Raw genomic sequence first — 22,239 nt, 5'->3', positions numbered from 1 at the left:
GCCAAATCGCAACCATACGCCCATGTCGAAAGTGCTTCGCGTACGGACGTGCGGCCCCCGAAATCAGGTCCGGAGCCGGCCGCTGCCCCCCGAAGGGACCAGTCCCGCGCCAGTACCCGATAAACTTCACAGAAAGCTGTGGCGTGAATCACTTCAGCCTGTCCTGCTGGGGTCGTGCTTGCGGCGAGACGCCTCGAAACGTCACCGTTTAGGCGGTCTGGACCGCCGGGTACTTGCGCGATCCGCCCGGCCCGTGTGGACTACGCCCAATGCTCCGCGCACGCGCGGGGTCCCCGAGCATTTCCGAAACATGACAGGAGGCAATCCGTGAGCGCGACCGCGGACCACGCGGAGGAGCGGACCAACCCTGCCGCCAGGCTTGGGTTCGAGCCCGGACAGGTGGTCCAGGAGATCGGATACGACGACGACGTCGATCAGGAACTCCGCGAAGGCATTGAGACCGTGATCGGCCAGGATCTCGTCGACGAGGACTACGACGACGTCAGCGACGTCGTACTGCTGTGGTTCCGGGACGAGGACGGCGACCTCACGGACGCGCTGGTGGACGCCATCGGGCTGATCGACGAGGGCGGGCAGATCTGGCTGCTGACCCCGAAGACCGGCCGCGACGGTTACGTCGAGCCGAGCGACATCAATGAGGCCGCGCAGACCGCGGGTCTGTCCCAGACCAAGAGCATCAACGCGGGCAAGGACTGGGCCGGCAGCCGGCTGGTCACGCCCAAGGCCGGCAAGCGCTGAGCCGCACCGTCTCACCGTTCGCCACCGAGCCCTCTCCGCCCTGTTCCGGAGGGGGCTCGGCCCTGTTCAGGACAGGTTCCACGGACGTGCACCCCGGCGCGTAGGGTTGGTCGCGTCCTGTTGCGAGCGAGCGGAAGGGAACCACCCCATGGCGATCGAGGTCGGCACGAAGGCTCCGGATTTCGAGCTGAAGAACCAGCACGGTGAGCTGGTCAAGCTCTCCGACTTCCGGGGCGAGAAGGCCGTTGTCCTCCTCTTCTACCCGTTCGCCTTCACCGGTGTCTGCACCGGCGAGCTCTGTGCGCTCCGTGACGAGCTGCCGAAGTTCGTCAACGACGACGTCCAGCTGCTGGCCGTCTCCAACGACTCCCCGTTCTCGCTGCGCGTCTTCGCCGAGCAGGAGGGGCTGGAGTACCCGCTGCTGTCGGACTTCTGGCCGCACGGCGAGGCCTCGCGGGCGTACGGCGTCTTCGACGAGGAGAAGGGCTGCGCGGTGCGCGGCACGTTCATCATCGACAAGGAAGGCGTGGTGCGCTGGACGGTCGTCAACGGCCTGCCCGACGCCCGCGACCTCAACGAGTACGCCAAGGCGCTCGACACCCTCTGAGGCGAGCCCTCCCAGGTGCCCCCTGCGCCCACCGGGCCGAATCCGCACTGATCCAGGTGCGATATCTGCAATCGGCGGGAACCGGTCACTAGGATCAATTCGTTGATCCGATGCCATGCACGATGGGGGCGCAAATCTTTACGTACCCCTCGAATCTATGGGAGGACTCGTGGGAGTCAGCCTCAGCAAGGGCGGCAACGTCTCGCTGACGAAGGAAGCCCCCAATCTGACCGCCGTCGTCGTCGGTCTGGGCTGGGATGCGCGTACGACCACCGGTACGGACTTCGACCTGGACGCCAGCGCCCTGCTGACGAACGACCAGGGCAAGGTGGCCAACGACCAGAACTTCGTGTTCTTCAACAACCTGAAGAGCCCGGACGGTTCGGTCGAGCACACCGGTGACAACATCACCGGTGAGGGTGAAGGCGACGACGAGCAGATCAAGGTGAATCTGGCCGGGGTGCCGGCCGAGGTCTCCAAGATCGTTTTCCCGGTGTCGATCTACGACGCCGAGACCCGGCAGCAGAGCTTCGGCCAGGTCCGTAACGCCTTCATCCGCGTGGTCAACCAGGCAGACAACAACGAGCTGGCGCGCTACGACCTGAGCGAGGACGCCTCGACCGAGACCGCCATGGTCTTCGGTGAGCTGTACCGCAATGGTGCCGAGTGGAAGTTCCGGGCCATCGGCCAGGGCTACGCCTCGGGTCTGCGCGGCATTGCGCAGGACTTCGGCGTCAACGTCTGATCGACAGGATCCGACATCTGATCGTCGACGTCCGGACCGGGCAGCGTTACCGCAGTGGCTGCCGGGCCGAGAGTGACCGCGTCCGGCGCCGCACGCCCCCGCCCGGGGAGTGCGGCGCCGGACGCGCTTGAAGGGACACGGGCCGCGCCGGGCACGGCCCGCATCGACACCGGGGAGGAAGCGAACGATGAGCGTCACGCTTGCCAAGGGGGGAAATGTCTCCCTGTCCAAGGCCGCTCCGAATCTCACGCAGATCATGGTCGGCCTCGGCTGGGACGCGCGGTCCACGACCGGAGCACCGTTCGACCTCGACGCCAGCGCGCTGCTGTGCGAGTCGGGCCGGGTGCTGGGGGACGAGTACTTCGTCTTCTACAACAACCTCAAGAGCCCCGAGGGCTCCGTCGAGCACACCGGGGACAACCTCACCGGTGAGGGAGAGGGCGACGACGAGTCGGTCCTGGTGGATCTCTCGCTGGTGCCCGAGCAGATCGACAAGATCGTCTTTCCGGTCTCGATCCATGAGGCCGATGTGCGTGGCCAAAGCTTCGGCCAGGTCAGCAACGCCTTTATCCGCATCGTCAATCAGGCCGACGGTAGCGAACTCGCCCGCTACGACCTCAGCGAGGACGCCTCCGGCGAAACCGCGATGATCTTCGGTGAGGTGTACCGCCACAACGGCGAATGGAAGTTCCGGGCGGTAGGGCAGGGGTACGCGTCAGGTCTGCGGGGCATCGCTCTAGACTTCGGGGTCAACGTTTCGTAAAGCGCCGCGCGCTGCGCGCGGGGGACCCCATACAGCGAAGGATTGGGTAGGCAGTGCTCCTGAAAACCTTTGGCTGGTCGTTCGCCATCACGGTGGTCGGCCTCGCCTTGGCGGGCGTGCTCTGGGGGTGGCAGGGGCTCGCGATTGTCGGGATCCTGTCCGTCCTGGAGATCTCGCTCTCGTTCGACAATGCCGTCATCAACGCAGGCATCCTGCGCAAGATGAACGCCTTCTGGCAGAAGATCTTCCTCACCGTCGGCATTCTCATCGCGGTGTTCGGCATGCGGCTGGTGTTCCCGGTCGTCATTGTCGCGATCACCGCAAAGCTGGGACCGATCGAGGCGGTCAACCTCGCCATCAATGACAAGGCGCACTACCAGGAACTGGTCACCAGCGCCCACCCTGCCATCGCGGCCTTCGGCGGCATCTTCCTGCTGATGATCTTCCTCGACTTCATATTCGAGGAGCGCGACTACAAGTGGCTGGCCTGGATCGAGAAGCCCATGGGCAAGATGGGCAAACTCGACACGCTGTCCATCATCATCGGGCTGGTCGTCCTGCTGGTGAGCTCGATGACGGTGGCCACCGCCGCCGCACACGGCGCCGGTGACAAGAGCGCCACGGTGCTGCTGTCCGGCGTCGCGGGCCTCATCACCTATCTCGTCGTCGGTGGCGTCTCCGGCTACTTCGAGGACAAGCTGGAGGACGAGGACGAGGACGAGGACGAAGAGGGCGAGGAGGCCGCGGCGGCTCCCGCGAAGAAGGGCACCGGCGCGGTCGTGGGCCTGGCCGGCAAGGCCGCGTTCTTCATGTTCCTCTACCTCGAGGTCATCGACGCGTCCTTCTCCTTCGACGGCGTCATCGGTGCCTTCGCGATCACCAACGACATCTTCGAGATGGCGCTGGGTCTGGGCATCGGCGCGATGTACATCCGCTCGCTGACGGTCTTCCTGGTCCGCAAGGGGACCCTGGACGACTACGTCTATCTGGAGCACGGCGCCCACTACGCGATCGGCGCGCTGGCCGTCATCCTGCTGGCCACGATCAAGTACGAGATCAACGAGGTCTTCACCGGCCTGGTAGGCATCGTGCTGATCGGTCTCTCCTTCGCGTCGTCCGTGATCCGGAACCGGCGTGAGGGCAAGCCAGGAGATTCCTCCGATACACAGCCGGAAGTCGCGCACAGAGTGTGATGCGACGCTGATTGAGGAACGCTCTCTGCGGGGCGGCCTGAGGTGCAGACCTCGGGCCGCCCCGCGGTAATTGGGGCCGAGCAATGGGGTGGGCAACGTGTCGTTCCTGGGGAACCTGTGGCGCGGTGGCGCGCCGAAATTCGACTTCGACAACGGCGGAGCGTCGTACGTCGTCGAGCTGACGAAACGGAATCCGGTCGTCTCGCTGACCAAGCAGGGGGCGGCCACCGGGCATCTGCGGGTCAATCTGCACTGGCAGATGCGGACGTCGGACCTGTATGAGCGCGGCGGTCAGGGCAAGGGCGGTCTGCTGCGGCATCCGGGCAAGCTGTTCAAACCCGAGGTGGTGCAGGCGCAGGGGCCGGCCGTGGTCAATGTCGACCTGGACCTGGCCTGTCTGTACGAGCTCAAGGACGGCACCAGGGGCGTGGTGCAGCCGCTGGGCAACTTTCTGGGTGACCTCAACGGGCCGCCCTTCGTCAAGCTCAGCGGTGATGACCGCTTCGGTTCGGGGTCCGGCGAGACGCTCTACATCAACCTGGACCACCGCGATGAGATCAAGCGGTTGCTGATTTTCGTCTACATCTACGACGGCACGCCGGCTTTCGACCGTACGCACGCGGTCGTGACGCTCTACCCGAGCAGCGGACCACGGCTGGAGGTCAAGCTGGACGAGCGGGCGCCGCAGGCCCGCTCCTGCGCCGTCTTCATGCTGGAGAACGTCAAGGATGAGCTGACCGTGCGCCGCGAGGTGAAGTACGTCTACGGCTTCCAGGCGGAGCTCGACCGGCTGTACGGCTGGGGCCTGCAGTGGGGGCGGGGCTACAAGACGAATGCGTGAGCCGGCCACGCCGCGGCCCGCTGGTGCGGCGGGCCGCTCGTTCCGCGTGCCCGCGCGGCGCTCACGCCGCCGGGGACCCCCGCCCGATATCCCTAACGGCGCTGGAACTGCGGGCCCTGGGGCGGCAGGACGAAGGACGGGTCCGGCACGAAGGGCTGCTGCGTCGGGTAGCCGTACGCCGGGGCAGGCTGCGGCTGCGGCGGCTGCGGCGCGCCGTACGGGGACGGTGGCGGCTGCTGTGGCTGGTACTGAGGCGGCGGCCCCGGATAGCCGTAGGCGGGCTGGGACGGGGGCAGCGTCGGCGGCGGCGGAACGTTCTGCGGGTAGCCGTAGCCGCTCGTGGGCGGGGCCCCCGGGGGCGCCCCGGCGTCCGACGGCAGCGGTGCCGATGAGAACGGCTCCGGCATGGCGTCCGGCACATGCTGGGTGACCGCCTCCGGGTCCGACGCGGGAGACGCCTGCGCCGCCGACGGGGGGCCCGAGGCCTCTTCGGGCCAGGTGCTGGGCGGCGGGGTCGCGGCGGCGGCAGGGCTGCTCGCCGTCGGGCCGGGGGCGGACGGGGCGTCGGACGGGCCGGGCTCGTTCCGGGGAGCCGGGACGGCGGCCGCCGCGGGCTCCGGGCCGGGAGACGCCGACACCGGTGCCTCCGAGGCGGGCGGACCGTCGTCGGCCGCTTCGTTCTCGTCCACCGAGATCCCGAACTCGGTCGCCAGGCCGACCAGACCGCTCTCGTACCCCTGCCCCAGGGCGCGGAACTTCCAGCCCTCGGCGCGCCGGTACAACTCCCCGCAGATCAGGGCCGTCTCGTCGCCCGTCTCGGGCACCACGTCGAAGACCACGATCGGCTCGCCGTCACTCGCCGCCGCGTCGTACAGCAGGACCCGCAGATCCGTGACACCCGCGAACGCGCCACCGTCCGACGACGCGGCCAGCACGACCCGGTCCACCGACGCGTCCAGCGCCGTCAGATCCGCCTCGATGGTGTCGGTCAGACACTCCGCGAGCCGGGTCTTGGGCAGATGCCGCACCAGGCCGCTGGGATGGCGCGGTTGGTTGTAGAAGACGAAGTCCTCGTCGGAGTGCACGCGCCCCTCGGGCCCCACCAGCAGGGCCGAGGCGTCGACATCAGGGACACCGGCGCCGGGAGTCCAGCGCAGGACGGCCCGAACAGCCGTGGCGTCGAGGGGTACGTTCGACCCTTTCAGCATCGCGTGCGTCATGCCGCAATCCTGCCTTCCCTCAGGTCGCAGCGACAACGCGGGGGGCCGCGAGCCGTTGCCGGGGCGCCACTGCGGATACCTGGGCGCCTCGTGGGGGTTACGTGATTTTCACCCGCGTGGGAACCAACCACGCCCCCACAGACGTACGATTACCGGCTGGATCCAGACAGCGAGACGCAGCGGGGGTGCCCGGGTCCCGCATGTATACGGGGAGTTTTATGCGTCATTTTGGGCACCTTCCGCCCGACATCCGGAAGGCACTGTTCCACCAGGAGCCGGTGGAGTTCACCGCGGATTCGCCGGCCCGCATGCTCGCGGTCGCCCTGGGGGCGACGCTCTACAGCCCCGCGACCCGCCCGCGACTCGCCGCCGATGTCCTCAAGCAGGCCGGACTTGGCGTGAAGTCCATGGTGCTGTGCCTCGAGGACTCCATAGGTGACGGGGACGTCGAGGCCGGCGAGGAGAACCTCGTACGGCAGCTCGGCCTTCTCGACGAGGCGGTCACCGGGGGCGCGGACCTTCCGCTGCTGTTCATCCGTGTCCGCACACCCGGCCAAATACCGGATCTGGTGCGCCGGATGGGCGCCGCTGTACACAGGCTGTCCGGATTTGTACTTCCGAAATTCACCGAGGAGCGCGGAGTCCCGTTCCTGGAGGCGCTGACCGCGGCCGAGGCCGACTGCGCCCGGCGGCTGTTCGTGATGCCGGTGCTGGAATCGCCGCAGCTGCTGCATCTGGAGAGCCGCACCGAGACCCTGCAGGGCATCGCCAGGACCGTGGACAAATACCGGGACCGGGTACTTGCCCTGCGGCTCGGCGTCACGGACTTCTGCTCCGCCTACGGCCTGCGCAGAGCCCCCGACATGACGGCATACGACGTCCAGATCGTCGCCTCCGTGATCTCCGACGTGGTGAATGTGCTGGGGCGGGCGGACGGCACGGGCTTCACGGTCACCGGCCCGGTGTGGGAGTACTTCCGGCTGCAGGAGCGGATGTTCAAGCCGCAGCTGCGACGCAGCCCGTTCCTCGGACGCGCCGAGGAATTGCGTACGGCCCTGATCGAGCACGATATGGACGGCCTGCTGCGCGAGATCGAACTCGACCGTGCGAACGGCCTGCAGGGCAAGACCTGCATTCACCCCTCGCATGTCGCGCCGGTGCACGCCCTCTCGGTCGTCAGCCATGAGGAGTTCAGCGACGCGGCCGACATCCTGCGGCCCGAACGGGGCGACGGCGGGGTTCTGCGCTCCGCCTATACGAACAAGATGAACGAGGTGAAGCCGCATCGCGCCTGGGCCGAGCGGACCCTGTTGCGCGCCGAGGCGTTCGGGGTCGCCCGGGAGGGCATCGGCTTCGTGGAGCTGCTGACGGCGAGCCTGCCCCAGACGTGAAAAGCGGTGAGACAGATGAACGGTACGACGGAGGAGACGGAACGCGTGGTCTGGACGGGAGAATGGGTCGCCGGTCGGCTCGGAGTCTCGCTGAGCGGCGGGGACGAGCTGCCGGAGATGCTGGGGCTTGCGCTGCGGCGTAACCCCAAGCGGGCCCATCTGCTCGTGTCGAACGTGCTCGGCAAGCACGTGCCGCAGCGACCGGATGTGGTCCACGGCGCCGGCTTCGGGCTGGGGCGCCGGGTGCGGAAGCTGCTGGGTGACGAGGCCGCCGCCCGCTCCGTCGTCCTGGGCTACGCCGAGACCGCCACCGGGCTGGGACATTCGGTGGCCGACGGCCTGGCACTCGCGCCGTATCTGCACTCCACCCGCCGACCGGTGGCGGGCGTGGCGCAGGTGGGCGGATTTGAAGAGGAGCACAGCCATGCCACCTCGCATCTGCTGCTCCCGGAGGACCGTGAACTCCTCGCCGGGGACGGGCCGCTGGTGCTCGTCGACGATGAGTTCTCCACCGGCAGGACCGTTCTGAACACGATCAAGGCCCTGCATGCGCAGTTCCCGCGTGAGCGGTACGTGGTCGTCGCCCTTGTCGACATGCGCTCCGACGCCAACCGCAGTCACCTGGAGAAGTTCGCGGCGGAACTGGGCGCCCGCGTCGACCTCGTGGCGCTGGCCGCGGGCGGTGTCCGGCTGCCCGAGGACGTCCTGGCCCGCGGCCAGGAACTCGTCGCCGCCTATGAGGCCCCGGAGGCGCGGGTCCCTGCGCCTGTCACGGCGAGCACGTCTGAGGGGGCCGGGCCCGGGCGCGGTGATTCCGAGCCTGCTGGTTCCGAGCCCGCTGGTTGCGAGTCCGGAGAGGCAGGCGCCCCGGCGGTGCCCGGTGGCGATGCGGGCGTCGTGCGGGTCGACCTCGATTGGCCCGCCGGGCTGCCGGACGGCGGTCGGCACGGCTTCACACCGGCACACCGCGCCCGGCTGGAGGCCGCTCTGCCGGACATGGCGACCCGGATCGCGCAGGAGCTGGACGGTGCCCGCCGCATCCTCGTCCTCGGCAACGAGGAACTGATGTACGCGCCGCTGCGGATAGCCGAGGCGCTGGACGCTCTCATGGCCGAGGAAGAGGGCGGCCGCAAGCCCACGCCGGCCCATGACGGCACCGAAGCGGGGGACACCGCCATGGCGCCCCGAGCCGGTCAACTGTCCGCGTCGACCGGGGGCACGGGCGTCTTCTTCTCCACCACCACCCGATCGCCGGTGCTCGCCCTCGACGACCCCGGTTACGCGATACGGACCCGGCTGTCCTTCCCCGCTCACGACGAGCCCGCCGACGGGCCGGGGGAGCGGTACGCCTACAACGTGGCGGCCGGCACCGACCCGGAGCGCGGCTTCGACGCCATCGTGGCCGTCGTGGACTCGCACGGCGACCTCCCGGAACTGCACACCACCGACGGTCTGCTGGACCGGCTCGCCGAGCACACCGACCGGCTGCTGCTCGCCGTCATCCCCTCCTACGCTCCCCGACCACAGGTCCGATCCATGCCCCTCCCCGAGCCGCTGCGCGGCCCCGCCTTCTCCTCCTACACCGCCGACGAGGTCGGCTGGCTGCTGCAGGACCTCTCCGATGTCACCCTGGAAGCGCCGACCGAGGAACGCGAGGAGGCGATTCAGCGCGGTGGCGCCCACTACGCCGAGTCGCTGCCCGTCGAGTACCAGCCGAGCGAGCAGTACCAGGCGCTGTTTCACAGCGCGTTGGAGACCTCCGCGAGCCGGATCGCGAGGGCGGTCGGGACGGTCACCGAGACCGTGCTCGCCGAACGCAGCCCACGCCCCGTGCTGGTGTCGCTGGCACGGGCCGGTACACCCGTCGGGGTGCTGATGCGCCGCTGGGCGCGGCACGCACACGGCCTGGACCTGCCGCACTACGCGGTCTCGATCGTCCGGGGCCGGGGCATCGACACCACCGCGTTGCGCTGGCTGGCCGCCCATCACGATCCGGCGGATGTCGTCTTCGTGGACGGCTGGACCGGCAAGGGCGCCATCACTCGCGAACTCGCCCAGGCCCTGGAGGACTTCCCGGGCTTCGATCCGCGGATCGCCGTGCTCGCCGACCCCGGCGGCTGCGTCGAGACCTATGGCACCCGGGACGACTTCCTCATCCCGTCCGCCTGCCTCAACTCCACCGTCTCCGGCCTCATATCCCGCACCGTCCTGCGCGATGACCTCGTGGGTCCGGACGACTTCCACGGCGCGAAGTTCTACCGGGACCTGGCTGCGGCCGATGTGTCGCGCGCGTTCCTGGACGCGGTCGGCGCGCGTTTCGACGACGTGGCCCTGGAGGTCGCCGCGGAGGTGAAGGAGCTGGCCGCCGCCGACCGGGCGCCCACCTGGGAGGGCTGGGCGGCCGTCGAACGGATCAGTGAGGAATACGGCATCCACGACGTCAATCTCGTGAAGCCCGGCGTCGGTGAGACCACGCGGGTGCTGCTGCGCCGGGTCCCCTGGAAGATCCTGGCCCGGAAGGGGGCCGGGGGCGATCTCGATCATGTGCGCCTCCTGGCAGAACAACGGGGTGTGCCCGTCGAAGAGATCGACGAACTGCCCTATACCTGTGTCGGGTTGATCCACCCCCGCTTCACTCGCGGGGCCACGGGTGCTGACGGCAAGGCGGTGGCTTGATGAGCGCGATCGTCGCCAGCGACCTCGACCGCACCCTGATCTATTCGGCCGCGGCCCTGGGCCTCGCCATGCCCGACGCCGAGGCCCCCCGGCTCCTGTGCGTCGAGACATATGAGCGCAAGCCGCTGTCCTATATGACGGAGACGGCCGCCGGGCTGCTCGCCGAACTGGCCGGCACCACCACCTTTGTCCCGGCCACCACCCGCACCCGCGCGCAGTACGGCCGTATCCATCTCCCCGGACCGGCACCGGAGTTCGCCATCTGCGCCAACGGCGGCCATCTGCTCGTACGGGGTGAGTCGGACCGGGACTGGCAGCGCACCGTCGCCGGGCGGCTCGCCTCGCAGTGCGCACCCCTGGACGAGATCCGCGCGCACCTCGTCCGCACCGCCGACCCGGCCTGGCTGCTCAAGGAGCGCGTCGCCGAGGACCTCTTCGCCTATCTCGTCGTGGAGCGGCCACTGCTGCCGGACACCTGGGTGAAGGACCTCGCAGGCTGGGCGGACGAACGTGGCTGGACCGTGTCCCTGCAGGGCCGCAAGATCTATGCCGTGCCGCAGCCGCTGACCAAGAGCGCAGCCGTGGCCGAGGTGGCCCGTCGTACCGGGGCGACCGAGATCCTCGCGGCCGGTGATTCCCTGCTCGATGCCGATCTGCTGCTGGCCGCGGACCGCGGATGGCGCCCCGGACACGGCGAACTGGCGGACTCCGGCTGGCACGCCCCTCATGTCACGGCGCTCGATGAACGGGGTGTCGCCGCGGGCGAGGAAATCGTGCGGGCCTTCATCCGCGGCGCCGCATCCCCGAGCCGCGCCGGCTGACCCGGGCGACGACAAAGACCGCCACCGCCAGCGCAGCCGCCGCAAGGACCACCTTCGAATACACCTCCGCATAACCCGTCACCTCCTCCCACTTCTCGCCGAGCAGAAAGCCGGCGAGGATGAAGACCGCGTTCCAGATGAGGCTGCCGAGGGTGGTCAGGGCGAGGAAGACCGGTATCGGCATGCGCTCGATGCCGGCGGGTATCGAGATGAAGCTGCGAAAGAGGGGGATCATCCGGCCGAAGAACACCGCCTTCGTCCCGTGCCGCCGGAACCAGCGTTCCGTCCTCTCGATGTCCGCGACCCTGGCCAGCGGCAGCCTCGTCGCGATCGCGACCGTACGTTCACGCCCGAGCGACGCGCCCACGCCGTACAGCGCCAAGGCGCCGATCACCGAACCGAGGGTCGTCCACGCGAGCGCGGACGGCAGATGCATACTGCCGCGGGCGGCGGCGAAGCCCGCCAGCGGCAGGATCACCTCGCTCGGCAGCGGCGGGAAGAGATTTTCCGCGGCGATCGCCACGCCCGCGCCGGGCGCGCCGAGTGTGTCCATGAGGCCGGTGATCCAGCCAGGTGCGGTGTTTCCGATGCTCTCGATCATGATTCAACGCTATGAATTCGCGCCTCGCGGCACATTGCGGTACACCGCACAAAAGACTGCGGTTTTCCGCAGTGCGCGGGGGAGTGCGGTGCGGCTAGCGTTTTGATCATGTTGGGAATGGCACGGCGCGGATTGCGCTTGGCGACAGGGCTGGTGCTCGGTACCGCGACGACGGCGGCCGAGTTCCCCTTCGTCGTGCTCTCCGGCCTCTCCTTGCTGCTCGTCCTCGCCTGGCCGGGTGGCCGCCGCGCGGTCCTCAAGCACGTGTTCGCCGTGGCGCGGCCCCTGACCGAGACCAATCGAAGCCGCCTCCGCGTCTATTTCGCGGCCGACACATCAGACGCCTACACCCACCACCGCGCGCTGCAATATCTGTCCCTGCGCTGGGGATTGGGTCTGCTGGGTGCTCTCGTCCTGAGCGCGGCGCTGATCGGAGCGGCGTACGGCACCGCCTGGATCTTCATCCTGCTGCTCGCCGAAGTCCACCGTCCCGGCACCCTCGCACTGTCGACCGTCGGCGGCCTCTTCCTCCTCTTCCTCAGCCTGCAGGGCTCGTTCGGCGTCGCAGGGCTGGAGACCAAGCTGGCGCGGCATTTCCTGGGCCCCAGCCACCAAGAGGCGCTGGAGCGCCGCATCGAGCAACTGGCCACCAGCCGCGCCGGCGTCATCGCCGCGGTCAACGATGAGCGCCGCCGTATCGAACGCGATCTGCACGATGGGGTACAGCAGCGACTGGTGGCCCTGGGAATGCTGCTCGGCCGCGCGCTGCGCAGCCAGGACGTGCAGCGCGCGGACCAACTCCTGCGCCAGGCCCACGAAGAGAGCAGCCAGGCCCTGACCGAGCTGCGCGAAGTGGCCTGGCGGGTCTATCCGACAGTGCTGGACGAAGCAGGGCTGCGAGCAGCCTTGGAAACGGTCGCCGAGCGCTCGGCCATCTCCGTACGCCTCGACTACACACTTGCCACCGAACCCGACACCGCCGTGGCAACGGTCGCCTACTTCGTCGTCTCCGAAGCCGTCACCAACGCCGTCAAGCATTCGGGTGCCGGGCTGATAACCGTCCGCGTCGCCCCTGGGGAGGACGGAGTGCTCGTGCATATCGAGGACGACGGATCGGGCGGCGCGGACTCTTCCGGCGGCGGCCTGTTCGGACTGGCCCGCCGAGTCGCCGCCCTCGACGGCCGGTTCCGGGTGGACAGCCCGGCCGGCGGACCGACCACCATCACCGTGGAGCTGCCGTGCGCGTAGTCCTTGCCGACGATTCGACCCTGCTGCGGGAGGGCCTGGTGCGCCTGCTCGCGGAGGAGGGGCACGAGGTGGCAGCCGCGGTCGGCGATGCCGGCCAGCTGATTGCCGTGCTGGAGCAGGCGGGGGAGAAGCAGGAGACGCCGGACGCCGTGGTGGTGGATGTCCGTATGCCTCCCACGCACACCGATGAAGGACTGCGGGCGGCCGTGCAGATTCGGGAACGCTGGCCCGATGTCGGCGTGCTGGTGCTCTCGCAGTATGTCGAGCGCCGCTATGCGACGGAGCTGCTGACCGACGACAGCGAGGGGGTGGGATATCTGCTCAAGGACCGGGTGGTCCAGGTGGACGAGTTCCTGGACGCGCTGGAACGGGTGGGTGCCGGCCAGGCGGCCTTCGACCCCGAAGTCGTACGGCAGTTGCTGACGCGCAGCCGCCGCTCGGACCCGCTGGGCACCCTCACCGCACGCGAGCGGGAGGTGCTGGGGGAGATGGCGCAGGGCCACATCAACGCGGCGATCGCTGTCCGGCTGCACATCTCGCAGAGCGCCGTGGAGAAACACATCAACGCGATCTTCGACAAGCTCGGTCTGACCGGCACCTCCGGATACTCACGCCGGGTTCTGGCGGTGTTGCGCTACTTGGGCACGTGAGACCGGGGGACGAGGCACGAGGGCAGGGAGGGGGCGCAAAGCAGCCGGTGAAGGTGGAGGCTCGGTTAGTCTCGCCGAGGCGGTCGGCCGCATCGTCCGGTGATCGGCCGAGACCGCAATCCTTGATCAAGAGGAGAGTCAGTGGTTGAGTCCAAGAGCACGCCGATCACGGCGGAGATGTACAACTACGTCCTCGCCCACAACCCCCCGTTGAACGCCGCGCAGCGGGACATCGTGGAACTCACACGCCAGCAGTTTCCCGAGGCGGCGGGGATGCAGTCGGCGGAGGAACAGGGGCCGCTGCTTGCGTTCCTGGTGCGGCTGATCGGGGCTCGGCATGTCGTCGAGGTGGGCACGTTCACCGGGTTTTCGGCGCTGTCCATGGCCCAGGCACTGCCCGAGGACGGCACCCTGATCGCCTGCGACGTCTCCGAGGAGTGGACGGCGTACGGCCAGGAGGCATGGGCGAAGGCCGATGTCGCGGACCGTATCCACCTGCGGATCGCACCCGCGTTGGAAACCCTGCGGGCGATGCCGACCGAACCGCATATCGATCTCGCCTATCTCGACGCGGACAAGGGCGGCTATATCGCCTACTGGGAAGAGCTGGTGCCCCGGATGCGGCCGGGGGGCCTGATCGTCGCGGACAACGTCCTGTACCGCGGGGAGGTTGCCGACCCGGCGGCGACCGGGTCGGCCCTGGCGATCAGGGCATTCAACGACCACGTCGTGGAGGACCCGCGCATGGAGGCGGTGATTCTCACGGTGGCGGACGGCGTGACACTGGCGCGCAAGAAGTAGCGGCCGAGTTCTCAGGTCGTGGCCTGGCCCGACACCGTGGCATGCCTCCGGGACGCGACGGGGTCCCGGGACGTGCCCTAGCCGCAGCAACCGCCTCCGCAGCAGCCGCCGCCCCCGCCGCCCCCGCCTTTCGGGGCGGGAGCGGTTGCGGAGCCGCCAACGGCGACCGTGGAGAGGAGCTTCACGGTGTCCTCGTGACCGTCGGGGCAGACGGCAGGGGCGGAGGACTCGGCCATCGGCCGGTTCAGCTCGAAGGTGGAGCCGCAGGGGCGGCACCGGTATTCGTAACGAGGCATGGGCACAGATTAGCCGTGGCGCCGCTCAGCGGACGACGGTGCCGGGCGGCGCGCCCAGCATGCCGAGCTCCGAACGGGTCGGTGCGCCCTCCCAGTCGCCGGGGGACGCGACGGCGAACGCTCCGGCGGTGACGGCGCGCTCCAGGCACCCGGCCAGTTCCTCACCGTCCAGCAGCGCCGACAGATACCCCGCCACGAAGGCATCGCCGGCCCCCACGGCATCGACGGCCCGTACTGGCGTGGCGGGCCGGTGCAGGGAGCCGCCGTGGGTGAAGGCCGTTGCCCCTTCCGCGCCGAGTTTGACCACGATCTCGCCGACACCCAGGTCCAGCAGGAGCTTGGCCTGCGACGCGATGGTGGCGGCAGAGCCGCCGGCGGTTTCCCCGAGCGGGAGGGGAGCGGTGTCACCTTCCGCGCCGCCCCGCGCCGACGTAGCGGCCGCGGGAGTTCCCACCTGCTCCGATCCGGGAGGGGCCGCCCCCTCGTCGGCTGCCTGCGGCCTCTGCGTCCCCTGCATCCCCTCGGCTCCCTGGGCCGCCTCAGCCGCCCAGGTCCCTTCGGCGCTTTGGGCTCCCTCGACCCCTCCGGCATCTGGAGCCCCCTCGCCCCCTTGGGCCCCGCCCGGCACGCCCTCCGCACCCGCCCCGCCCGGCAGGCACAGCGGAAGCTCGTCATCGGAGGCGATCAGGACATCCACGGAGGGAATCCACTCGCGTAGGACCGCGGCGGCCTCCTCGGCGGTCCACAGCCGAGCGCGGAAGTTGACATCGAGGCAGACCAAGGAGCCGTGCTCGCGGGCCAGTTGGAGGCACCGCAGGGCCGCCGAGCGAGCCGTGGGGCTCAGGGACGGGGTGATGCCCGTCAGGTGCAGGACGCGGGGTGGGGCCGCGCAGAAGGCGCGCTCGACGATGTCTGCCGTGACCCGCGAGCCGGCCGATCCCGCACGGTAGTAGTGCACCCGGGTGACCTCGGGCAGCCGCGGCTCGAAGAGGAGCAGCCCGGTCGGGGCGCCGGGGTCGGTCGAGGCACCGGAGACCTCGACGCCCTCGGCGCGCAGCGTCCGCAGCACCAGTTGGCCGGCCTCGTCCTCGCCGACCGCGCCCGCCCAGCGGACGTCGTGCCCGAGCCGCGCCAGGCCGATCGCCACATTGCTCTCCGCTCCGGCGATGGAGACCTGCATCGTGCCGCCGAGCTTCAGCGGGCCGCTGCCGCGTAGCGCGACCATGGTCTCGCCGAAGGTGAAGACGTCCGGGCGGCCCGGTTGCCGGGGAACCCGTGGACGGCCGGGGTTGGCCCCGGGGTGGGCAGCGGCGCCGCCCCGCTGCGCCTCCTGGTCCCCCGAAGTCGGCCGCGTCATCGTGCGCACACCGCCCTGAACTCCGCCGCGCGCTTGCGCAGCCCGTCCAGATCGCCGCCGTCCGCCGCGTCTCCGACCAGCGGCGAGCCGACGCCCACCGCCACCGCCCCGGCGGCGAAGTACGCCTGCGCGGCGGCCGCGTCCACGCCTCCGACCGGCACGAACGGCAGCTCGGGGAAGGGAGCGCGCAGCGCCTGCAGATACGAGGGTCCGCCGACCGACGCCGGGAACAGCTTCAGGGCCGAGACGCCCAGCGCGTCGGCCGCGATCACCTCGGACGGCGTCATCACCCCGGCGAGCGTCGCCAGCCCCTGGCGCACGGACTCCTCCAGACCGGCCCCCAGACCGGGCGTGACGATGAGATTCGCCCCGGCCTCGGCGGCGCGCCGGGCGTCGGATGCGGTCAGGACGGTGCCGGCGCCGAGCCAGGCCGCGTCGCCGAGCTCGGCACGCGCCCTTCGGATCACGGTGAGGGCGTCCTTTCCGCTGAGCGAGACCTCGATCAGCGGAAGGCCCGCTTCCGCAAGCGCCATGACCGTACGGAAGGACGCCTCCGCATCTCTGCCCCGGATGATGGCGACCAGCCGCTCGGTCCGGAGCGCTGTGCTGAAGTCCATGGCGTTTCCTGCTTTCTCCTGCACCCCGCCGCGTGCGTCTGCGCGGCTGGGTCGGTCGGGCGCGCGGGTGATGCCTTCGATTATTCCGGGCCGGACTGACGGGTGTGCGGGGTGTGCGGGGTGTGCAACCTGGGATGGTCCTGGAGCTGTGGGGTGACCTGTGTGTTCGTTGCCGGCCACGAGCCCCCGGTACCCGATCTCAGCGCAGCGGGGTCCTGGTACCGGGGCAGCGGTGGCCACCGCCAACGGGTTCCCCATGCCCGGGTTCCCCGTAGGGGCCCGGCGCCGGTACCCGTCACCACTCGGCGAATGCCCCGTCCTCATGTCGCCACACGGGGTTCCGCCAGGCGTGGCCCCGCTCATCCGCCGCCCGCACCGCGGCCTCGTCCACCTCCACACCGAGCCCGGGGCGGTCGGTCCGCAGCAGTGACCCGCCGTGGAAGCGGAACGGCTCCGGATCCACCACGTAGTCCAGCAGCTCGGCGTCCTGGTTGTAGTGGATCCCGATGGACTGCTCCTGGATGAGGAAGTTCGGGGTGGTGAAGGCGACTTGCAGGCTGGCGGCGAGTGCGACCGGACCGAGCGGACAGTGCGGGGCGAGCTGTGCCCCGTACACCTCCGCGAGCGCGGCGATCCGACGCAGCTCGGAGATCCCGCCCGCATGCGAGATATCGGGTTGGAGGATCGCGACGCCGGCTTGGAGGGGATCCAGGAACTCTCGCCGGGTGAAGAGACGTTCACCGAGTGCGAGGGGGATGTTGGAGGCGTTGACGAGATCAGGGAGGGCTTGCATGAAGTCGGAGAGGACCGGCTCTTCGACGAACATCGGTGCGTAGTCGGACAGCAGGGGGAGGAGCCTGCGGGCGTTGGCGGGCGAGACCCGGCCGTGGAAGTCGAGGCCGAAGTCCCGTTCCTCGCCCAGTACTTCGCGTGCGGTCTCGGCGCGCAACAGGCATTGCCGTACCTCGGCGCGGGTCGCCACCGGCGTCATCCGGCCGCAGCCGTTCATCTTGACGGCGGTGAAGCCCGCCTCGACCTGCGCGGTGACCGCGTCGCGGATGGCATGCGGCTCGTCGCCGCCGACCCATGCGTATGCGCGGATCTTCTCGCGGACCGGCCCGCCCAGCAGCTGGTGGACCGGGACACCGTGCCGCTTCCCCTTGATGTCCCACAACGCCTGGTCCAGGCCGGCGACGGCCGACGACAGGACGGGCCCACCGCGGTAGAAGCCGCCTTTGGTCATGACCTGCCAGTGGTCCTCGATTCGCGCCGGATCCTGGCCGACAAGGTACTCGGACAGCACCTCCACCGCGGCCCGGACCGGCTCGGCCCGCCCCTCGACCACCGGCTCACCCCAGCCGACGAGGCCCTCATCGGTCTCCACCCGTACGAACATCCAGCGTGGTGGGGCGAGGAACGTCTCGATGCGGCTGATCTTCATGGACCGGTCCGTCCTTTCGGCGCGGGGTGTGGAGTGTGGGTGCGGGGTGCGGCATGTCGTGTGTGGTGTGCGGGATGTGGTGCGCGGTGTACGAACCGTGCGGCGACGTGGCGTCCGGCCCGTGCGCGGTGTTCTGCCCACCCATGATCGCGATAACCGGTGCTGCGCCGCCTACGGGTGCGCTCCGCCTCCCGGGGGCACCGTGTCCCACGGCCGCCCTCCCTCCCGCGCACTCACCCGCCCTATCGGTGCACCGGCCCGTACCGACGCACCACCCCCTGCCGACGCACCACCCCCTGCCGACGCACCACCCCCTACCGACGCACCACCCCCTACCGACGCACCACCCCCTACGGATGCTCCCGCGCCGACAAATCAAGCAGTTCGAGCATCGCCATATAAGCCCCGTCGACGTCCCGGTTCCGTACGGCCTCGACGACCGTGGCGTGGACCGCGTGCGGGGGCTCGAACGCGCCGTCCGCGGCGAGCACCGCCCGGTCGCGCTGGACGAGTACCGGCACGATCACCCGGTGCATCTGCGCGTAGAAGCGGTTGTTCGACGCGATCAGCATCGCCGTGTGGAACGACGCATCGGCGCGTACGAGCAGTACCGGATCGTGGTCGGTCGCGGCCATCGTTCTGAGCGCGGCGTCCAGTGCCGCCAGATCGTCGTCCGTACGGCGCTCCGCGGCGAGCGCGGCCGCCGCGGGCTCGATGGAACGGCGCAGTTCGAGCAGATCGGCGAAGAAGTCGGACGAGACGCCGGCCGCGAGCTTCCAGCGCAGTACGTCCGAGTCCAGGAGGTTCCAGTCCTCCCGGGGGCGGACGAACGTGCCACGCTTCTTGTCGGTATCGAGGAGGCCTTTGGTGGTCAGCACCTTGATCGCCTCACGGAGCACGGTCTGGCTCACGTCCAGCTCCGCCATCACCTCCGGCATGACGAGGCTGTCGCCCTCACCGTAAGTGCCCTTGAAGATCCGCTTGGCAAGCGCTTCGACCGCCTCATGGTGAACCCCGTGCCCCGTGGAGGAGGCGTGGCCCGAACGGCTCATCGTGTGCTCCCTGCTTCCTGCTCCCTGCGTCCGCGCTTCCTGCTCCCTGCGTCCGCCGAGCTGCCGTCCCCGCTCCCGCGCCGAGCCGCTCAGCCGCGGAGTTCACGCAGCCACTACGGGCGACCAACCCGGTCCGGTCCGGTCCCGTCCGGCCCACCGTTCAACCGGCCGCCTCCGCCGCACCGAACCCGCCGGGCCCGGCGGCGGTCGCCGACGCCGTCCACCCCCACCGTCCCCCTACCGCCATCCCCGCCCCAGCCGTCAGGGCGTACCGAGCACCCCAATCCCCATCCCACCTCGGTACGCCCTGACGTCTCCTCGCCCCCGCTCAGGGCCCCTTGCCGCTGGTTCCGGTGCCCGTGCTGGTGCCGGCGGCAGTACCCGTAGCGGTACGGGATCTGCTCCCGCTGGTGCCGGCGCCGATCGAGCCGCGCCCGGCATGCGAGGCGCCCTGCATCTTGACCCGCGCCGCCTGCCGTGCGGCCGTCATGCCGGAGACGGGACGCAGTTGTCCGCGGTCGAATCGCTGTGCTTCGTCCGGGTGCCGGGCGCGCCAGTACGGGTTGTCGTGCGTGAGGCCGCCGCTGACCCGTCCGTACATCCCGAAGACCAGCAGCATCAGTCCGACCACGAAGCTGAAGAGGACGTTCTGGAGCTGGAAGGCGAGGAAGTTCGCGTCGGTCTGCAGCAGTGCCAGATTCACAAAGCCGCTCAGGAGGAAGAGGCCGCCGAACACGATGTTGAGGGTCGAGGCGAGATTCCCGCCGATCACCATGCCGGCGACGAGGATCGCGCCGACGACGATCGAGAGGACGCTCAGGGCGCCATTGGTGTTCAGCCCGGCAACGGTGTCGCCGCCGGTGTCGAAGAAGCCGATGTGGTGGATCAGCCCGAGGACGCCGAAGGCGACCAGCACCAAGCCCATCAGCCCCGCGCCGATGCGGTAGACCTTGCTGAGCCGGTGGTCCACGGGCAGATGCTCATCGAGCCGCGTGTGGTGCGTCTTCACCCGGTGGAATGGGCTCGAGGGCCCGTGCAGGGTCTGGCCAGTAGCCCCAGTAGCCATCTCCGGCCTCCTTCGCGCAGGTGTGCCGCCTGGGCCGTACTTCCTCCAGGATCCGCCCACGCGGAACATCACGCCATTGCGCCGGGCGCCGAGCACGTACGCCGTAATCCGAGCGCGGTGGCCACCGGCCCGCGGACTCTCAGCCGCAGCCCTGAGCCTCGGTTGCCGCCCTGAGCCTCAGCCGTAGCCCGTAGCCCGTAGCCCGTAGCCCGTAGCCCGGGGCCTCAGCCGCCGCCGGCGCCGCCCCTGGCCCCGCGGATCTCCTGCACCACCCGGGCAGCGGTCTCCCGAACCGCCTCGGTCTCCATCAGGAAATGCCACCAGTCCGGATGCCGCCCCTCCAGGCCCGCGACCGCACGGTCCAGCCGCGCCACCGCATCGTCCAGGGGACCGGCATGCCGCGGATCGGGAGTGCTGCGCCCCGTCATCGCCAGCCGCTGCGCATCCCGGATCGCGAAGCGCGTCCGTTCGACCTCCTTCTGCCGGTCGAAAGACACCGCATCGAGCCGCTGCAGTCGGTCACCGGCCGCCGAGACCGCCTCGTCGGTGCCGTCCAACAGCGCCCGGACGGTCGCCAGCAGGCTCGTGGCATCCGCCCAGCGCTGCTCGTCACGCGCCTGCTGCGCCGCACGCAGCTTGGCCTCGGCCTGCTGGACGGACTGCGTGGCCTGTTCCGGTACTTGCTGGAGGTCCTGCCAGCACGCCGCGCTGTACCGCCGCCGCAGCTCACTGAGGACCGGGTCGACCTTCCCTGCACGCGTCGTGATCGCCTGCGCCCGGGTCCGCAACGACACCAGCCGTTTGTCGATCTCCGCTGCCTTCCCCGGCAGCCGCTCGGCCTCGGTGCGTACGCCCTCGGCCTTGCGCAGCACGTCGTCCGCGCGTCGGATCGTCTCCTGTACGCCATGCTGCCCGGCGCCCTGATTGAGCTTGGTCAGCTCGGGGCCGAGCGCCGCCAGCCGGGTCGCGAGATCATCGGCCCGCAGACCCTGCGCACGGACCCCGTCCAGCGCATTGCTCGCCGCCAGCAGAGCCTGCCGCGCCCGCTCCACGGCGGGGGCGAGCCGTGCCAGCTGTGTCTCGGCGGTCTGCAGCAGCGGCCCGAGCCCTTGCGCGAAGCGCTCGAGCTCGCCCTTGACACGATCCAGCTCCTCCTTGGCTCGCGTCAGATCGGCTCGCGCCCGCGTCGCCGCGGCGCCGTCCAGATCGTCACGGTCCAGATCGTGGGAGTCGACCGCGGTGATGTACCGCTGACTCACCTCGTCGATCCGCCGGCCGAAGCCCTCGTAATCCTCTGCGGCCTTCCGCGCGGGCGGCGAATTGTCGACCGCGGTGATCGCCTCTATGGAGATCCGCAGGTCACGGTGCGCGGTGTCCAGCTCGTAGAACGCCGCCGCCGCGGCATCCTTTGCCGCCTGAGCATCGGCCCGCTGACTCTCCCCGCGCCCGAACCAGCGACGGGTCCCCCCACCCGCGAACGACATCGGCACCATCGCCACCAACAACGGCAACGGCAGCAACATGAGACCCACCACGTCCCGGAGCGGACCCCCACGGACGCGACGGCGTTCTCGCTGCTCATGCGGCTGCGTCTCTGTCGCCGTCACTTCCCTCTCCCGATCGGATCGCCCCAGGACCGAATGTCATTCTCCCACTCACCGGAAACGAACACACCGGCCGGTAAGTTCGCACTTCGAGCACTGGTTTGCAGTGCATCCCAGGAGGCAAGGTAGTCTGTCGGCTCGGCCAGGGCGCATAGCTCAGCGGTAGAGCGCTGCTCTTACAAAGCAGATGTCGGCGGTTCAAATCCGTCTGTGCCCACCAGTCAAAAGACCCCCTACTGATCATGGTAGGGGGTCTTTGACATCCGGAATTGACATCAACGGCACCGGTCGGCCGGCGGTGGGCCGCCGCTTCAAAAGCCGGTCCATCCCGTCTCGGCCCATGCCTCTCCGGATCTCCCACTTATCAAGATCCACATCTGCCCGGCGGAGACGGACGATCTCACCGCGGCGGAAGCCGAGCGCAATGGCGAGCACGAACGCCGCATACAGCGGGTCGCGCCGGGAGGCCGAGAGGAAGGCCAACATGAGG

Annotated in this window: 21 protein-coding genes, 1 tRNA gene and 1 pseudogene; 13 read left to right on the top strand and 10 right to left on the bottom strand. The window is 69.6% G+C overall.

Annotated elements, in window-relative coordinates:
* Window positions 1-327: 327 nt before the first annotated feature.
* The 6 genes from ACWGI6_RS07185 (at window position 328) to ACWGI6_RS07160 (ending at window position 4,908) form a co-directional block, all read left to right on the top strand.
* Window positions 328-759 (top strand): DUF3052 domain-containing protein, encoded by a 432-nt coding sequence (locus ACWGI6_RS07185; protein ID WP_393905650.1) that lies wholly within the window; start codon window positions 328-330, stop codon window positions 757-759.
* 148 nt (window positions 760-907) lie between these two features.
* Complete coding sequence (locus ACWGI6_RS07180; protein WP_030081426.1) at window positions 908-1,366, top strand: peroxiredoxin; 459 nt, start codon at window positions 908-910, stop codon at window positions 1,364-1,366.
* A gap of 169 nt (window positions 1,367-1,535) precedes the next feature.
* Window positions 1,536-2,111 (top strand): TerD family protein, encoded by a 576-nt coding sequence (locus ACWGI6_RS07175; RefSeq protein WP_453266564.1) that lies wholly within the window; start codon window positions 1,536-1,538, stop codon window positions 2,109-2,111.
* 187 nt (window positions 2,112-2,298) lie between these two features.
* A complete protein-coding gene (locus ACWGI6_RS07170) occupies window positions 2,299-2,874 on the top strand; it encodes a TerD family protein (protein WP_453266563.1) in 576 nt (191 codons plus the stop codon).
* Window positions 2,875-2,927: 53 nt separating this feature from the next.
* Window positions 2,928-4,067, top strand: coding sequence for a DUF475 domain-containing protein (locus tag ACWGI6_RS07165; protein WP_453266562.1), 1,140 nt, complete (start codon window positions 2,928-2,930; stop codon window positions 4,065-4,067).
* Between the two features lie 97 nt (window positions 4,068-4,164).
* Window positions 4,165-4,908, top strand: coding sequence for a TerD family protein (locus tag ACWGI6_RS07160; RefSeq protein WP_453266561.1), 744 nt, complete (start codon window positions 4,165-4,167; stop codon window positions 4,906-4,908).
* A gap of 92 nt (window positions 4,909-5,000) precedes the next feature.
* Here ACWGI6_RS07160 and ACWGI6_RS07155 read toward each other — a convergent pair whose 3' ends face one another.
* On the bottom strand, window positions 5,001-6,128 hold the full coding sequence (locus ACWGI6_RS07155) for a TerD family protein (protein WP_453266560.1): 1,128 nt from the start codon (window positions 6,126-6,128) through the stop codon (window positions 5,001-5,003).
* Between the two features lie 218 nt (window positions 6,129-6,346).
* Here ACWGI6_RS07155 and ACWGI6_RS07150 point away from each other — a divergent pair, with 218 nt between their 5' ends.
* The 3 genes from ACWGI6_RS07150 to ACWGI6_RS07140 are packed head-to-tail and all read left to right on the top strand — an operon-like array spanning window position 6,347 to window position 11,016.
* Entirely contained in the window at window positions 6,347-7,519 is a 1,173-nt protein-coding gene (locus ACWGI6_RS07150; protein WP_453266559.1) for an HpcH/HpaI aldolase/citrate lyase family protein, read from the top strand.
* 15 nt (window positions 7,520-7,534) lie between these two features.
* Window positions 7,535-10,195 (top strand): phosphoribosyltransferase, encoded by a 2,661-nt coding sequence (locus ACWGI6_RS07145; protein ID WP_453266558.1) that lies wholly within the window; start codon window positions 7,535-7,537, stop codon window positions 10,193-10,195.
* Window positions 10,195-11,016, top strand: coding sequence for an HAD family hydrolase (locus ACWGI6_RS07140; RefSeq protein ID WP_453266557.1), 822 nt, complete (start codon window positions 10,195-10,197; stop codon window positions 11,014-11,016). Before ACWGI6_RS07145 ends, ACWGI6_RS07140 begins: the two co-directional genes overlap by 1 nt.
* Here the strand turns inward: ACWGI6_RS07140 and ACWGI6_RS07135 are convergent.
* Entirely contained in the window at window positions 10,979-11,617 is a 639-nt protein-coding gene (locus ACWGI6_RS07135; protein ID WP_453266556.1) for a DedA family protein, read from the bottom strand. The genes ACWGI6_RS07140 and ACWGI6_RS07135 overlap by 38 nt on opposite strands.
* Before the next feature lie 108 nt (window positions 11,618-11,725).
* On the opposite strand from ACWGI6_RS07135, the gene ACWGI6_RS07130 reads away from it, so the two are divergent.
* The 3 genes from ACWGI6_RS07130 to ACWGI6_RS07120 all read left to right on the top strand — a co-directional run bounded on the left by ACWGI6_RS07130 (window position 11,726) and on the right by ACWGI6_RS07120 (window position 14,316).
* Window positions 11,726-12,865 carry a sensor histidine kinase gene (locus ACWGI6_RS07130; RefSeq protein WP_453266555.1) on the top strand — a complete coding sequence of 380 codons (1,140 nt, stop codon included), beginning with the start codon at window positions 11,726-11,728 and terminating at the stop codon, window positions 12,863-12,865.
* Complete coding sequence (locus tag ACWGI6_RS07125) at window positions 12,856-13,515, top strand: response regulator transcription factor (RefSeq protein WP_453266554.1); 660 nt, start codon at window positions 12,856-12,858, stop codon at window positions 13,513-13,515. Before ACWGI6_RS07130 ends, ACWGI6_RS07125 begins: the two co-directional genes overlap by 10 nt.
* A gap of 177 nt (window positions 13,516-13,692) precedes the next feature.
* A complete protein-coding gene (locus ACWGI6_RS07120) occupies window positions 13,693-14,316 on the top strand; it encodes an O-methyltransferase (RefSeq protein ID WP_453266683.1) in 624 nt (207 codons plus the stop codon).
* A gap of 77 nt (window positions 14,317-14,393) precedes the next feature.
* Here the strand turns inward: ACWGI6_RS07120 and ACWGI6_RS07115 are convergent, their stop codons facing one another.
* The 7 genes from ACWGI6_RS07115 to ACWGI6_RS07085 form a co-directional block, all read right to left on the bottom strand.
* The gene (locus ACWGI6_RS07115; RefSeq protein ID WP_453266553.1) at window positions 14,394-14,612 is read right to left on the bottom strand and encodes an FmdB family zinc ribbon protein; all 219 of its coding nucleotides are present in this window, start codon (window positions 14,610-14,612) and stop codon (window positions 14,394-14,396) included.
* Window positions 14,613-14,637: 25 nt separating this feature from the next.
* On the bottom strand, window positions 14,638-15,969 hold the full coding sequence (locus ACWGI6_RS07110; protein ID WP_453266552.1) for a sugar kinase: 1,332 nt from the start codon (window positions 15,967-15,969) through the stop codon (window positions 14,638-14,640).
* Window positions 15,966-16,586: a bifunctional 4-hydroxy-2-oxoglutarate aldolase/2-dehydro-3-deoxy-phosphogluconate aldolase gene (locus ACWGI6_RS07105; RefSeq protein WP_453266551.1), complete on the bottom strand. Its 621-nt coding sequence runs from the start codon at window positions 16,584-16,586 to the stop codon at window positions 15,966-15,968. The genes ACWGI6_RS07110 and ACWGI6_RS07105 overlap by 4 nt, the downstream gene beginning before the upstream one ends.
* A gap of 295 nt (window positions 16,587-16,881) precedes the next feature.
* Window positions 16,882-18,027, bottom strand: a complete 1,146-nt coding sequence (gene dgoD / locus ACWGI6_RS07100) for a galactonate dehydratase (protein WP_453266550.1) — start codon at window positions 18,025-18,027, stop codon at window positions 16,882-16,884.
* A 350-nt stretch (window positions 18,028-18,377) separates the two neighbouring features.
* Entirely contained in the window at window positions 18,378-19,079 is a 702-nt protein-coding gene (locus tag ACWGI6_RS07095) for a FadR/GntR family transcriptional regulator (protein ID WP_453266549.1), read from the bottom strand.
* Between the two features lie 328 nt (window positions 19,080-19,407).
* Window positions 19,408-20,145, bottom strand: a complete 738-nt coding sequence (locus ACWGI6_RS07090; protein WP_453266548.1) for a DUF4383 domain-containing protein — start codon at window positions 20,143-20,145, stop codon at window positions 19,408-19,410.
* A gap of 224 nt (window positions 20,146-20,369) precedes the next feature.
* Window positions 20,370-21,752, bottom strand: a complete 1,383-nt coding sequence (locus tag ACWGI6_RS07085; protein ID WP_453266547.1) for a hypothetical protein — start codon at window positions 21,750-21,752, stop codon at window positions 20,370-20,372.
* Window positions 21,753-21,894: 142 nt separating this feature from the next.
* Between ACWGI6_RS07085 and ACWGI6_RS07080 the strand changes: the two genes are divergently transcribed.
* Window positions 21,895-21,969 (top strand) — tRNA-Val (locus ACWGI6_RS07080).
* Between the two features lie 143 nt (window positions 21,970-22,112).
* Here ACWGI6_RS07080 and ACWGI6_RS07075 read toward each other — a convergent pair.
* Window positions 22,113-22,232: pseudogene (locus tag ACWGI6_RS07075) on the bottom strand (site-specific integrase); the annotation flags it as partial.
* Window positions 22,233-22,239 lie beyond the last annotated feature (7 nt).

Source organism: Streptomyces sp. NPDC054786 (assembly GCF_053611685.1).
The sequence above is the reverse complement of the archived record's forward strand: the minus strand, read 5'-3'. Positions and strand labels throughout refer to the sequence as shown.